Source organism: Bradyrhizobium sp. BR 1433 (assembly GCF_051547665.1).
Taxonomy (GTDB): Bacteria; Pseudomonadota; Alphaproteobacteria; order Rhizobiales; family Xanthobacteraceae; genus Bradyrhizobium; species Bradyrhizobium australafricanum.
Map to the genome: position 1 here is coordinate 8,557,693 of NZ_JBPUGG010000001.1, position 13,936 is coordinate 8,571,628.

The window sequence follows — 13,936 nt, forward strand, 5'->3', positions numbered from 1 at the left end:
TCTCTCACGACCCGATCCGCACCACCATCTTGCCGAGCGCCGCGCGGGTCTGCATGGTGGTGAAGGCCGCGCGAAAATCGTCGAATGCGAACACCTTACCGACAACAGGCGTCAGTCGGCCATCGTTCAGCCATGCCGACAATTGCGTCATCACGCGCGCCTGCGCGTCGGGCTCGCGCCGCGCGATCTGGGCGGCATCGACGCCGATCAGGAGGCCGCCTTTCAGGAGCGGCAGATTGAACGGCAATGCGGGAATGCTGCCGGCCGCGAAGCCGACCACGACATGGCGGCCGTTCCAGGCGATCGAGCGGAACGCCTGCAGCGAGACCTCGCCGCCGACCGGATCGAAGATCACGTCGGCGCCGTGGCCGCCGGTCGCGTCCTTCAGCGCGTCGCGCCAGTCGGGCTTCGTGTAGTCGACGACAGCGTCGGCACCGAAGCTTGCGGCGAAGTTGCGCTTCTCCTCCGTCGAGGCCGCGGCGACGACGCGCGCGCCGAGCAGCTTGCCGACTTGAATGGCGGCGATGCCGGTGCCGCCGGCGGCGCCGAGCACCAGCAACTGCTCGCCGGCCTTGAGCGAGCCGCGCTCGCCGAGCGCCATAGAGCGCGGTGAGGTAATTGGTGCGAAAGGCCGCGGCGGCCTCCATCGACAGTCCGTCGGGCATGATCTCGACGGCGTCGGGCGGCACCACGATGTGCTCGGCCAGCGCGCCCGAGCGCGCCGCGCCCATCACCCGCATGCCCGGCGCGATGCCGGCGACGTCGCCTGCGACCGCATCGACCACGCCGGCGAATTCCGCGCCCGGCGTGAAGGGCAGGGCATCCTTGGTCTGATAGCGGCCCTCGACCTTCAGCCCATCGACGAAGCCGATGCTCGCGGCGTGGACCTGGACTCGGATCTGTCCGGGGCCGGGTTCGGGGGTGGCGATCTCCCTCAGCCCGATCTGATCGATGGGTGCGTATTGCTCGACGACGACCGCCTTCATCCTGTCCTGCTCATTGGTTGGTTTCCTCGATGGCCTTTTCCGTTCCGATTGAATCGGAACGGAGCCCCGGATTCTTGTGCTAACGCGTTTTCTTCACGCGGACCGGTAGCCGGTTCGCGCGAAAACGCTTCCGGCAAACCTATCCCATGTCCGTTATTCTACGGGGAGGGGATTTGCGCATGCGACGGCAGGCTCGCATGCGGAAAGCCAGCATCTTCAACGACATCGCGAAAAGACCGGCGTTTACCCGTTGTTATCCCTACCAAATTCGGTAACGCGTCCTTAATGGCGTTAACGTTAGGGTTTTCCACGCGGCCCGCCTTGGGCTGCGCGCCGTCCAGGACGGGCAGGTTGCGTACGCGTTGGAGTCTCCTATGGATATCATGACTGGCGCCGGGCTGTTGGCTGGCATCATCGTCATCGCGGTGATGATGTTCATGGGCGGCGACCTGCACATGTTCATCTCCGAACACGCCATGATCATCATCTTCGGCGGCTCGATCGCGGCGACGATGATCCGCTTCCCGCTGGGCGTGATGCTGCATGGGCTGCCGCTCGGCGCCAAATTCGCCTTCACGATGAGCCGGCTGTCGGCCCGCGACCTCGTCGACGAGCTCGCCCGCATCGCCGAGATCGCCCGCAAGCAGGGGCCGGTCGGCCTGGAAAAGGTCGAGACCGACGAGCCGTTCCTCGCCAAGGGCATCCGTTACGTCGCCGACGGTTACGACCTCGAATTCATCCGCGACAACATGGAGCGCGACCGCGACAACTTCCTGATGCACCTCGACGAGGGCAGCAAGATCTATCGCGCGATCGGCGACTGCGCGCCGGCGTTCGGCATGATCGGCACGCTGATCGGCATGGTGCAGATGTTCGCCAACATGACCGACCCCTCCAAGCTCGGCCCGTTCATGGCGACCGCGCTGCTCGCGACGCTGTACGGCGCGCTGGTCGCCAATTTGTTCTGCCTGCCGATCGCCGACAAGCTGCACGGCAAGCTGCTCGACGAGGAGACCAACCGCACGCTGATCATCGACGGCATCCTGATGATCCGCGACTCCAAGAGCCCGGCGCTGGTGCGCGAGATGCTGCTGGCCTATCTGCCGGAGAAGCATCGCCAGGAGGAAGGCGAGCCGGTTCCGGCCTGACCGGACCGCGCTTTCGGGAAACGCAGCGATGGCCAAGAAAAAGCGCGGCGACGCCCATACCGGAGGTCACGGCTGGTTCGTGACCTTCGCCGACCTGATGGGCCTGATGATGAGCTTCTTCGTGATGCTCGTCGCGTTCTCCACCATGGACAACAACAAGCTGAAGATCGTCGCCGGCTCGATGCGCGATGCCTTCGGCGTGCAGACCAATGTGCGCTATTCCGGCATCGTCGAATCCGAACGGCCTGCCGACCCGGCCGAAGCTGAAGAACGTCGAGCACATCTCGCCGGAGGACTCCTCGGCCAATCCGACGCCGGACGAGAAGGAGCGCAGCCAGATCAACGGCGCGCGGCTGAAGATCGACCGCGAATTCGCGCTCGCCTCGGCCTCGCTCCGCCAGGCGCTGCAGGACATGCCGGAGCTGACCGAGATCTCCAAGAACATCATGTTCGAGGAGACCAAGGAGGGGCTCAACCTCGAGATCGTCGACCAGGACGGCCGCTCGATGTTCGCGGACGGTTCCAGGGAGCCGTACGACCGCACCCGCCGGCTGATCCAGAAGCTGGCCGCGCCGCTGAAGGCGACGCCGCTGCGGGTTGCGATCGTGGGGCATACAGCCGCAGGCTTCGTGCCGGCGCGCAGTGATTATGACGGCTTCGACCTGTCCGCGGACCGCGCCAACGCGGTGCGGCAGATCCTGGAGCGGGAAGGGCTGCCGCCGTCGCATATTTTCGCGGTTTCCGGCAAGGCCGACGGCCAGCCGCTGTTTCCCGACGATCCGACGCTGCCGGCCAACCGTCGCGTGACCATCACGTTGATGCGGGAAAATCCGCCGCTGCCGCCGGATCTGAAGCCGTAGCTCCGGGTTACCATACTACCGTCAACTACCACTGGTGCGCGGTTGACACGCGAAGCGGAAGCGTCGATAGCCGCGCGGATCAAATCAACCGATCGGGCGTTCCAACCTCGCCATGGCTGTCAGCGTCTCATCTACCGAAGCTCAGGAAGGGCAACCCACCTCCAGCTTCTGGGCCCTGACACTCGGCAGCATCGGGGTGGTGTTCGGCGATATCGGAACTTCGCCGCTCTACGCATTCCGCGAGGCGGTCGGCGGCGCCGCGCACGGCCAGCCGGTCACCCGCATCATGGTGCTGGGCGTGCTCAGCCTGATCCTGTGGGCGCTGTTCACCGTCGTCACCGCGAAATACGTGCTGTTGCTGCTGCGTGCCGACAACAATGGCGAGGGCGGCACGCTCTCGCTGATGGCGCTCGGCCAGCGCGCGATCGGTCGGCGCAGCTGGCCGCTGCTCGCGCTCGGCGTGGTCGGCGCCTCGATGTTCATCGGCGATTCCATGATCACGCCGGCGATCTCGGTGCTGTCGGCGGTCGAAGGCCTCAAGCTCGCCACCCCGCATCTCGAGCACTATGTGGTGCCGCTGACGATCCTGATCCTGGTCGTGCTGTTCTCTGTGCAGAGTTCTGGCACCGCGCGCGTCGCTTCCGCCTTCGGTCCGGTGATGGTGGTGTGGTTCGCCTCGCTGGCGGTGATGGGGCTCGTTCGCATCATGGACGACCCGTCGGTGCTGGCGGCGATCAATCCCTATTACGCGCTCCAGTTCATGCTGACCCACGGCACCATCGGTCTGGTGACGCTGGGCGCGGTGTTCCTCGCGGTGACCGGCGGCGAGGCGCTGTATGCCGATCTCGGGCATTTCGGCCGCAAGCCGATCCAGTCCGGCTGGTTGTTCTTCGTGCTGCCCTCGCTGCTGCTGAACTATTTCGGGCAGGGCGCGCTGGTGCTGTCCGATCCCAGCGCGATCGAGAACTCGTTCTACCGCATGGTGCCCGACGTGCTGCTGCTGCCCCTGGTCGGGCTCGCCACCGCCGCGACGGTGATCGCGAGCCAAGCGGTGATCACCGGCGCCTATTCGCTGATCAGCCAGGCGGTGCAACTTGGGCTCTTGCCGCGCTTCGAGGTCCGCTACACCTCGGAGACCCATGCCGGTCAGATCTATCTGCCGCGCGTCAACCGGCTGCTGCTGATCGGCGTGCTGCTGCTGGTGCTGCTGTTCCGCACCTCGAGCGGGCTGGCGTCGGCCTACGGCATCGCCGTCTCTACCACCATGGTCGCCGACGGCATCATGGGCTTCATCGTGATCTGGAAGCTGTGGAACTGGCGCATGGCGTCGGCGGCGGCATTGATCCTGCCGTTCGTGATCGTCGACATGACCTTCTTCAGCGCCAATCTCCTGAAGCTGTTCGAGGGCGCGTGGGTGCCGCTGCTGTTCGGCGTGGTCATGGCGACGATGATCTGGACTTGGCGCCGCGGCGCCGCCATCCTGGTCGCCAAGACCCGGCGCATCGAGGTGCCGCTGCGCGACCTGATCCACAGTCTGGAGAAGCGGCCGCCGCATATCGTCAAGGGCACCGCGGTATTCCTGACCAGCGACCCGAGCTTCGTGCCGACCGCGCTGCTGCACAACCTCAAGCACAACAAGGTGCTGCACGAGCACAACGTGATCCTGACCATCGAGACCGCACCGACGCCGCGCGTCGATCTATCCGAGCGGGTCAACATGGAGAAGGTGAGCGACAAGTTCACCGCGGTGCGGCTGCGCTTCGGCTACATGGAATCGCCGAACGTGCCCAAGGCGCTGGCGGTCGCGCGCAAGCTCGGCTGGCAGTTCGACATCATGTCGACCTCGTTCTTCGTGTCACGCCGCTCGCTGAAGCCGTCGGCCCAGTCCGGCATGCCGCAATGGCAGGACCACCTATTCATCGCGATGAGCCGGTCCGCCAATGATGCCACCGACTATTTCCAGATCCCGACCGGCCGGGTGGTTGAAGTGGGTACCCAGGTAACTATCTGACCGGGCGCACGATTCTGACATTGATCGGCCGTGACCCATGCGTGATGTGCATGGCGGAGGCCTGAATCCGGGCTAACCTATGCATTCCTGCCGGGAGTATAGCGCTGCGACCCGGCATTGTGCGGTGCGGCAGAAGACAGAGGCACAGCTTCCCCATGTCATCCGAGAGTGCGATCACCGCGGCGGAAACGCCGGCGGCAAACGGCAATGGTGAGGCGCATTCAACCGCCACCTTCAAGGCCCTGATGCTCGGCAGCATCGGTGTCGTCTATGGCGACATCGGCACCAGCCCGCTTTACGCCTTGCGCGAGGCCGTCGTTGCCGCCGCCGGCGGCGAGGGCGCGGTGACGGCGCATGCGGTGCTCGGCGTGCTCTCGCTGATCCTCTGGGCTTTGATCGTCGTCGTCACGCTGAAATACGTCGTGATCCTGCTGCGCGCGGACAACAATGGCGAGGGCGGCACACTGGCGCTGATGGCGCTGGCGCAGCGCGCGGCGACCAAGGGCGGCGCCGCGATCGTGCTGCTCGGCATCATCAGCGGCGCGCTGTTCTATGGCGACGCCGTCATCACGCCGGCGCTCTCGGTGCTGTCGGCAATCGAGGGCATCAAGCTCGTCACCTCGACATTCGATCCCTATGTCGTGCCGCTCACGGTGGTGATCCTTGTCGTCCTGTTCGCGGTGCAGTCGCGCGGCACCGCGCGCGTCGCGGCCTTCTTCGGCCCGGTGATGTGCGTGTGGTTCGCCCTGATCGCGGTCGCGGCGCTGCCGCAGATCGTGCGGCATCCCGAAGTGCTATACGCGCTCAATCCGATTCTCGCGGTGTCGTTCATGCTGCATCACGGCGTGATCGGCTTCATCACGCTCGGTGCGGTCTTCCTCGCGGTGACTGGCGCCGAGGCGCTCTATGCCGACCTCGGCCATTTCGGCAAACGCCCGATCCAGACCGCGTGGCTGTTCATCGTGCTGCCGTCGCTGGCGCTGAACTATCTGGGGCAGGGCGCGCTCCTGATCGGCAATCCCAAGGGCATCGAGAACCCGTTCTTCCTCATGTTCCCGGACTGGGCCTTGATCCCGATGGTTGCGCTGGCGACCATGGCGACCGTGATCGCGAGCCAGGCCGTCATCACCGGCGCGTATTCGCTGACGCGGCAGGCGATCCAGCTCGGCCTGTTGCCGCGGTTCGAGATCCGCCACACCTCGGAGGCGCATTCCGGGCAGATCTACATGCCGCGCATCAACCGTTTCCTGTTCATCGCGGTCATCGTGCTGGTGCTGATGTTCCGCTCGTCGAGCGCACTGGCGTCGGCTTACGGCATCTCGGTGACCGGCACCATGGTGGTGACGGCGATGATGGGTTTTGTCGTGATCTGGAAGGTCTGGCGCTGGTCGCCGATCGCGGCCGCCGCGCTGGTCGCGCCGTTCCTGTTCCTGGACATCACCTTCCTGGCCGCCAACCTGCTCAAGGTGTTCGAGGGCGGCTGGGTGCCGCTCGCGCTTGGCGGCGCCATGATCGTGGTGATGTACACATGGCGGCGCGGCAGCCGGCTGTTGTTCGAGAAGTCGCGCAAGCTGGAATTCCCGCTCGCCGATCTCGTCGCGATGCTGGAGAAGCGGCCGCCGCAGCGGGTCTCCGGCACCGCGGTGTTCCTGACCAGCGATCCCGTCAGCGCGCCGACCGCGCTGATGCACAGCCTCAAGCACTACAAGGTGCTGCACGAGAAGAACGTCATCTTGACCATCGAGACCGCGCCGACGCCGCGGATCGATCCGTCCGAGCGGGTGCGGATGGAGCAGCTGAGCGAGACCTTCTCCAAGGTGACGCTGAAGTTCGGCTTCATGGAACAGCCGAACGTGCCGAAGACGCTGGCGATCGCCCGCAAGCTTGGCTGGCAGTTCGACATCATGTCGACCTCGTTCTTCCTCTCCCGCCGTGCGCTGAAGCCGGCGGCGCATTCGGGCATGCCGAGTTGGCAGGACCATCTGTTCATCGCGCTGAGCCGCTCCTCGAACGATGCCACCGACTATTTCCAAATCCCGACCGGGCGGGTGGTCGAGGTCGGCACGCAGGTCACGATCTAGGAGCCACGATCCAGCTTTTCCGCGTGGCATCTAACTCGTTTCGGACGCTTGATTTTCTCCGCGCAAGAGGCGACTTTGCGGCCCGGAACGGCGAGCGGCGCGACGCTCGCCAAAGATCATGTCGGGAGGATATTTCCGTGGCGGACCACAAGGTGGAAGATTTGTTTCCGGACGAGGTGTCGAAGGGCATAGCGGAAGGCCGCTATCTGCTGGTCGACGTCCGCGAGCCCAACGAGGTCGCCGTCGAGGCCTATCCCGATGGCGTCGTAGTGCCGCTGTCGACGTTCGATCCGGCGGCGATTCCCGATCCGCAGGGCAAGCAGGTGGTGTTCGCCTGCCGCTCCGGCAAGCGCTCGGTGACGGCTTCGCTGGCCGCCCAGGCCGCGGGCCTGCCCTATGACAAGCACCTGGCGGGCGGCATCATCGGCTGGAAGGCGGCGGGACTGCCGACCAAGACCGGCGGCTGATCCCTGATATGACCTCCATGAACAAGGTCTTCGCGGACCTTCCTGTCACCATCTTCGAGGCGATGTCGCAGGCCGCGCGCGACAACAACGCCATCAATCTCGGCCAGGGCTTTCCCGACGATCCCGGTCCGGAGGACATCCGCCGCGCCGCCGCGGACGCCTCGATCAACGGCTACAATCAATATCCGTCGATGATGGGCATCCCGGAACTCCGTCAGGCGATCGCATCGCATTACGGCCACTGGCACGGACTCAAGCTCGATCCGATGACCGAGGTGATGGTCACCTCCGGCGGCACCGAGGCGCTGACCGCCTCGATCCTCTCCGTGGTCGAGCCCGGTGACGAGGTGGTGTGCTTCCAGCCGGTCTATGATTCCTATCTGCCGATCATCCGCCAGGCCGGCGGCATTCCGCGGCTGCTGCGGCTCGAACCGCCGGAGTGGCGGCTGAGCGAGGAGATGCTGCGCAGCGTCTTCAACCACAAGACCAAGGCGGTGCTGTTCAACAATCCGCTCAATCCGGCGGCGGTGGTCTATCCGCGCGAGGACCTCGAACTGCTGGCGCGGTTCTGCCAGGAATTCGACGCGGTCGCGATCTGCGACGAGGTCTGGGAACACGTGGTGTTCGACGGCCGCGAGCACATCCCGCTGATCACGATCCCGGGCATGCGCGACCGCACCATCAAGGTCGGCAGCGCCGGCAAGATCTTCTCGCTGACCGGATGGAAGATCGGCTTCGTCTGCGCCGCGCCGCCGCTGCTGCGCGTCGCTGCGAAGGTGCACCAGTTCCTCACCTTCACGACGGCGCCCAATCTGCAGGCGGCGGTGGCATATGGCCTCGGCAAGCCCGACGACTATTTCCTCGACATGCGCAAGGACATGGCGCGGAGCCGCGACCGCCTGACCAAGGGGTTGGAGAGCATCGGCTTTCCGGTGCTGAAGTCGCAGGGGACCTACTTCCTCACCGTGGACTTGTCGCCGCTCGGGCTCAACGAGACCGACGCGGAGTTCTGCTGGCGGATCGTGCAGGACTACAAGGTCGCGGCGATCCCGGTCTCCGCGTTCTACGAGCAGGATGCGGTGACGTCGGTCGTGCGTTTTTGCTTCGCCAAGAAAACTCGACACTCGACGCCGCGCTGGAGCGGTTGTCGGACGCTGTCCACCGCCGCAAGAGGTAGGCCAGAATGCGAGAGCAGAACCGTCGTCTCGTCAGCTTCGTCGGCGCGGTCGCGACGGTCCTGCTGCTCTCGGCGTCCGCCGACGCCGAGGAGCGCACGGTCAACTTCTACAACTGGTCGAACTACATGGCGCCGGGAGTCCTCGAGGACTTCACCAAGGAAACCGGCATCAGGGTGGTCTACGATACGTTCGACGCCAACGAGACGCTGGAGACGCGGCTGCTCGCGGGCAAGTCGGGCTATGACGTCGTGGTGCCGACCGGCTACTTCCTGCAGCGCCAGATCACCGCGAAGGTGTTCCTCAAGCTCGACAAGTCGAAACTGCCAAACCTCGCCAATGCATGGCCCGTGGTGACGAGCCAACTTGCCACCTACGATCCCGGCAATAGCTACGGCGCCAACTACATGTGGGGCACCACCGGCATCGGCTACAATGTCAAGATCGCGGAGAAGATTCTCGGTCCCGACGCGAAGATCGACAGCTGGGACATGGTGTTCAAGCCGGAGAGCCTCGCCAAATTCAAGGATTGCGGCATCCACATGCTGGATTCCGCCGACAACATCCTGCCGGCGGCGCTGAGCTATCTCGGCCTCGATCCGAATTCGACCAAGCAGGCCGACCTCGAGAAGGCCGCCGATCTCGTCATCAAGATCCGGCCCTATGTGCGCAAATTCCACTCGTCCGAATATCTCAGCGCGCTGGCCTCGGGCGAAATCTGCTTCGTGGTCGGATGGTCGGGCGACATCAGTGCAGGCGCGCAGCCGGGCGGCGGAAGCCAACACCGGCGTCGAGATCGGTTACACGATCCCGAAGGAGGGTGCGCAGATGTTCTTCGACAATCTCGCGATCCCCGCGGATGCGAAGAACGTCGCTGAGGCCTACGAGCTAATCAACTACCTCTACCGTCCCGAGATTGCGGCGAAGAACTCGAACTTCCTGTCCTACGCCAACGGCAATCTGGCGAGCCAGAAGCTGATCGATCCGAAGATCTTCAACGACAAGAATATCTATCCCGACGAAGCGATGCAGAAGAAGCTGTTCGTGATCACCGCGCGCGATCCGGCGACGCAGCGGATCATCAATCGCCTGTGGACGCGGGTGAAGACCGGGAAGTAGGTCTATCCGTCATTGCGAGCCAACGGATCGCGCGAACGCGCGCCCGACGACAGGCTCTTCGCTCCTCGCAATGACGAGGTAGGGCTGCCAGCCTACCGCCAGCGCCGGTGCAGCCAGAGCCACTGATCCGGGTATTCGCGGACCCAGCCCTCGACCACGTCGGTGATCGCCTGCATGGTGCCCTGGATGTCGATCTGGCCGGATGCGTCGAACACCGGCTTGACTTCCTCGGTGACCTCGCCGCGGAAGCGGCCGTCGGGCAGGCGGATGATCCGCGTGCCGTGGATGGGGCAATCGATCTGCCGGCGCAGGCGCGCCAGCAGCGGATTTGCCGTGGTCTTGCGGCCGAAGAAGGTGACGGGAACGCCGTTGGTCAAATACTGATCGACCAGCATCGCGACGTGCTGGCCGTTCTTCAGCGCCTGCGCCAGCTTGAGCGGCGCGTCGCGGCCGGCCGGCACCAGCGTGCCCAGATTAACCGCGCGGATGCGTTCGATGGCGCGGTCGGCGGCTTCGATGTTCGGCCGCCGAAACAGGATGGTGGCGTCGAGCCCATGCGCTGCGGCGGCAATCGGAGAGAGCTCCCAGTTGCCGAGATGTGCGGCAAAGAACAGTGCCGGCTTGCCGTCGTCACGCAACTGGTCGAACAGCTGCTTGCTGCGCGCCGAGAATTCGACGCGACCCGGCTTATCGGGATTCTGGGGGTCGTGGTCCCAGATGCGGTCGATGTGCGCGAATTCAGCGCCGATGCGTCCGAGGTTGTGCCAGACGCCCGTCAGGATCTCCTCGATCTCCTCCGGCGACTTTTCCGGGAAGGCGGCCTTGAGGTTCTCGCGGCCGATGCGATCCTCGCGCAGCCGGCGGCCGATGAAATGCGCGGCGCGGCCGAAGAACCTTGCGGTCTTCTCGGGATCGAAATAGCGCGTCGTACGCAGCAGGCCGATCGTCAGCCCGCCGATCGCCGCGTCGGTCACGGGCTTCGCGGCGTCACGCAGGTGCGCCCTGGTGCGAAGGAGCAGACGTTTCATCTGATGATGCGAGGGCGCTAGGCCGGCTCGCGCGTCAGGATTAGTGAAGCGTTCTGCCCGCCGAACCCGAACGAGTTCGACATCACGGCGGTCACCTTGGCATCGCGCGCCTTGTTGCCGACCACGTCGAACGGGATCGCGGGATCGGGCACCTCGTAGTTGATCGTCGGCGGAATCCGCTGATGCTCGAGCGTGAGCAGCGAGAAGATCGCCTCGACTGCGCCGGCGGCCGAGATGGTGTGGCCGACCATCGACTTGTTCGACGACACCGGAATGTTTTTGGTGTGTTCGCCAAACACGGCCGACGTCGCAAGATACTCCATCTTGTCGTTTTCCGGCGTCGAGGTCCCGTGCGCGTTGATGTGATCGATTTGCTCGGGCTCCATTCCGGCATCGGCGAGCGTCTTGCGCACGCAGCCGATCGCCGGCTTGCCGTCCGGGCTCGAGCGGGTGCGGTGGAAGGAATCGGTAAGCTCGCCGCAGCCGGCAACGACGCCGAGGATGCGCGCGCCGCGCGCCATCGCGGCGTCGTAGCTCTCGAGCACCAGCGCACCGGCGCCCTCGGCCATCACGAAGCCGTCGCGGTTCTTCGAGAACGGTTTCGAGGCGGCCTGCGGCGGGTCGTTCTGGGTGGAGAGAGCCGACAGCAGCGAGAAGCGCACCATGGCTTCGGGATTGACCGAGCCGTCGGTCGCGATGCACAGCGTTGCATCCGTTTCGCCGCGGCGGATCGCCTCGACGCCGAGCTGGATCGCGGTTGCGCCGGACGCGCAAGCCGTCGACAGCGAAATCGGCGACCCTTTGGTGCCGAAGGTCTCGGCGAGGTTGAGCGCGACGGAGCCGAAGGTGAAGCGCCGGTGAAAGTGCGCGAACTTCCCGCCGCTGCAGGTCGCCAGGTATTCGATGATTCCAAAGTCCTTGGTCGGAACCTCGCGCGCGACTTCGAGCCGCTGCGGCCACTCGGTCTCGATCGGGGCGACTGCCAGAAACAGCGGGCCGGGAAAGTCGCCCTTGCTGCCGATGCCGGCTTGCTCGAGCGCTTCTTCGGTCGCGATCTCCGCCAGACGCTGCGACAGGCTGGTCGACGAGAACGGGTCGACGGTGACGAAATCGACGGCGCCGGCCATCGTCGTCTTCAAACTGTCGAGTGGGAAGCGTGTCACGGTCTTGATGCCGGACTCACCCGCGGTGAGGCGCTTCCAATTGTCGGTCTTGCCGCCGCCGAGCGACGTCACGATTCCCATGCCGGTCACGACAACGATCGGTCGGCCGAATTTATCGCGTGGTGCTGTCATGGTTTCCCCGTCGGTGCTTGCGCCGGACTTAAAGCGCGATGAGCTTCATCGCACCCTAGTTGTTTGTTTGAGCATGATGTTCGGAAACACTTTTCCGGATCATGCTCTAACTGACGGCCTCGACCAGTGCCATGCCTTCGCCCTGCCAGTGGCCGACCCCCAACACCACAATTTGGGTTGGTGCTTCGGTCTTTTCAACCTCCAGCCCGGTCGGGTCGTTGGCCGGATAGAGCGCGCCGCGCGAGATCGACAACGCGGCCAGCGCGAGCCCAAGTGGGAATTGCGCCTCCATGGTGTGGCCAAAGGTCGTTCCGGTGGCGCGGACGGCAAAGCCGGCATGCTGGCTGAGGAATGCGCGCTCTTCGGCGGTCGCTGGCTCGGCGCCGGTCGCGCCCGTGATCAGGATACCGGTGTCGCCGCTGACGCCGAGCTGCGGCCACAATGCCTGCAGCGACTTCGTCACGGCGCCCGGCTCCTTGCGCCGGGCAAGGTCGGCGACCACCTTGGTCAGCTTGGCGTACGGCTTTGCGCCGCGGGCCTCGGCATGTTCGCGCGATTCCATCACGAGGAAGGCGCCGGCCGAGCCGATGGCAAAACCCGGGTTGTTCCTGCGGGCCCAGACCGAGCTATGCTGGTCCTTGAGGGCGAGATCGCCGAATGCATAGAGCATCAAGAGGTCGCCGCGATCGCCGTTATGAGCGGCGCCGACCAAGGCGATGTCACTCTGGCCGGCTCCAATGCGCGCGACCGCGATCCGTGCCGCGTCGATGCTCGAGGCTTCCTCGCCCATGAAGGTGCGCGAGGTCCCGCACACGCCGTGAACGATCGCGATGTTGCCGGCGAGCAGGTTGGAGAGCTGCGCCAGGAACAACGTCGGGCGCAGCTCGTTCATCAGCTTCTCGTTGAGGAGGGCGGGCGGCAGCTTGCCCTGCGCGTCGGCGTTCATGATCGCCAGGTCGACATTGAGGTCACGCTCGCCGCCACCGGCTGCGATGATCATGTCCATCCGCGACAAGATTTCCTGATTGCCTTTGACGCCGGCGGAATCGAGCGCCAGCCCTGCGGCATAGGTACCGATCCGCTGCCAGGCTTCCATCTGACGCTGATCGCCCTTCTTCGGGATCTGGGCGTCGAAGCTGACGGGGGCGATCGGATGGATCACGTATGGCGCGAGACGCTTCTCGTCGGCATTGACGCGCCGGGCGCCGAGCGCCTCCCAATGCGCATCCAGTCCCTCGCCAAGCGAGGAGAGCAGGCCTACGCCGGTGATCCAGACTTCCTTCTCAGCCATTACTCATTGCCTGCTGCGGAAACCCGATCTTGGCGGCCATCGCATCCATGTGCACGCGCAAGTCCGGGCTGGGGAAGGGGATGTGACGGAAGGTCAGCTCGGCATTGCACTTGAGCTCCTTGCCGACGCGAACCTTCGCCGAGGTCACGGCGAAGCCTGAACCTTCGTGCTCGATCTTGGCCTCAATGGTCAGGAGCGAACCGGGGCTGACGAAGCCGCGCATCTTGGCTTCCTTGACCATGGCGAGGAAGGGCATGCGCTCGAACTTGGTCAGACCGAGAATCAGCCAGCCCGAGCTCTGGGCCATTGCTTCGGTCAGCAGCACGCCGGGCATGATCGGGTAGCCCGGGAAGTGCCCCGCGAACACCGAATGGCTGTCGGGCGGAACATCCGCCTCGACGACAATGGTCCTTGCGTCGAGGTTGAGGTCGACGATTCGATCAATCAGCTGAAAGATCTCGAGCTGCATGATGGG

General features: G+C 64.9%; 9 protein-coding genes and 4 pseudogenes. 7 read left to right on the forward strand and 6 right to left on the reverse strand.

All coding sequences use genetic code 11. The features are described from left to right. Positions 1-4: 4 nt before the first annotated feature. Together ACSKB9_RS41000 and ACSKB9_RS41005 are read right to left on the reverse strand one after the other, a co-directional pair. On the reverse strand, positions 5-601 hold the full coding sequence (locus ACSKB9_RS41000; protein ID WP_438079907.1) for a zinc-binding dehydrogenase: 597 nt from the start codon (positions 599-601) through the stop codon (positions 5-7). A 121-nt stretch (positions 602-722) separates the two neighbouring features. Continuing rightward, positions 723-986: pseudogene (locus ACSKB9_RS41005) on the reverse strand (alcohol dehydrogenase catalytic domain-containing protein); the annotation flags it as partial. A 374-nt stretch (positions 987-1,360) separates the two neighbouring features. Between ACSKB9_RS41005 and ACSKB9_RS41010 the strand changes: the two are divergent. From ACSKB9_RS41010 to ACSKB9_RS41040, 7 genes and pseudogenes are all read left to right on the forward strand, one after another. Next, positions 1,361-2,134 carry a motility protein A gene (locus ACSKB9_RS41010; protein WP_016848416.1) on the forward strand — a complete coding sequence of 258 codons (774 nt, stop codon included), beginning with the start codon at positions 1,361-1,363 and terminating at the stop codon, positions 2,132-2,134. Between the two features lie 28 nt (positions 2,135-2,162). Then, positions 2,163-2,994, forward strand: a pseudogene (locus ACSKB9_RS41015) (flagellar motor protein MotB). A 112-nt stretch (positions 2,995-3,106) separates the two neighbouring features. Continuing rightward, positions 3,107-5,005 carry a potassium transporter Kup gene (locus tag ACSKB9_RS41020; protein ID WP_438079909.1) on the forward strand — a complete coding sequence of 633 codons (1,899 nt, stop codon included), beginning with the start codon at positions 3,107-3,109 and terminating at the stop codon, positions 5,003-5,005. A gap of 155 nt (positions 5,006-5,160) precedes the next feature. Further along, positions 5,161-7,086: a potassium transporter Kup gene (locus ACSKB9_RS41025; protein ID WP_028334288.1), complete on the forward strand. Its 1,926-nt coding sequence runs from the start codon at positions 5,161-5,163 to the stop codon at positions 7,084-7,086. 137 nt (positions 7,087-7,223) lie between these two features. Then, the gene (locus ACSKB9_RS41030; RefSeq protein ID WP_016848419.1) at positions 7,224-7,553 is read left to right on the forward strand and encodes a rhodanese-like domain-containing protein; all 330 of its coding nucleotides are present in this window, start codon (positions 7,224-7,226) and stop codon (positions 7,551-7,553) included. 8 nt (positions 7,554-7,561) lie between these two features. Continuing rightward, a pseudogene (locus ACSKB9_RS41035) lies at positions 7,562-8,730 on the forward strand (aminotransferase). Between the two features lie 6 nt (positions 8,731-8,736). Beyond that, a pseudogene (locus ACSKB9_RS41040) lies at positions 8,737-9,847 on the forward strand (polyamine ABC transporter substrate-binding protein). A 92-nt stretch (positions 9,848-9,939) separates the two neighbouring features. Here ACSKB9_RS41040 and ACSKB9_RS41045 read toward each other — a convergent pair. The 4 genes from ACSKB9_RS41045 to ACSKB9_RS41060 all read right to left on the reverse strand — a co-directional run bounded on the left by ACSKB9_RS41045 (position 9,940) and on the right by ACSKB9_RS41060 (position 13,930). Continuing rightward, on the reverse strand, positions 9,940-10,875 hold the full coding sequence (locus ACSKB9_RS41045; protein WP_057019707.1) for a lipid A biosynthesis lauroyl acyltransferase: 936 nt from the start codon (positions 10,873-10,875) through the stop codon (positions 9,940-9,942). A gap of 17 nt (positions 10,876-10,892) precedes the next feature. Next, positions 10,893-12,170 (reverse strand): beta-ketoacyl-ACP synthase, encoded by a 1,278-nt coding sequence (locus ACSKB9_RS41050; protein ID WP_028334293.1) that lies wholly within the window; start codon positions 12,168-12,170, stop codon positions 10,893-10,895. A gap of 106 nt (positions 12,171-12,276) precedes the next feature. Then, positions 12,277-13,461, reverse strand: a complete 1,185-nt coding sequence (locus tag ACSKB9_RS41055; protein WP_438079913.1) for a beta-ketoacyl-ACP synthase — start codon at positions 13,459-13,461, stop codon at positions 12,277-12,279. After that, a complete protein-coding gene (locus ACSKB9_RS41060; RefSeq protein ID WP_438079914.1) occupies positions 13,454-13,930 on the reverse strand; it encodes a 3-hydroxyacyl-ACP dehydratase FabZ family protein in 477 nt (158 codons plus the stop codon). Before ACSKB9_RS41060 ends, ACSKB9_RS41055 begins: the two co-directional genes overlap by 8 nt. Positions 13,931-13,936 lie beyond the last annotated feature (6 nt).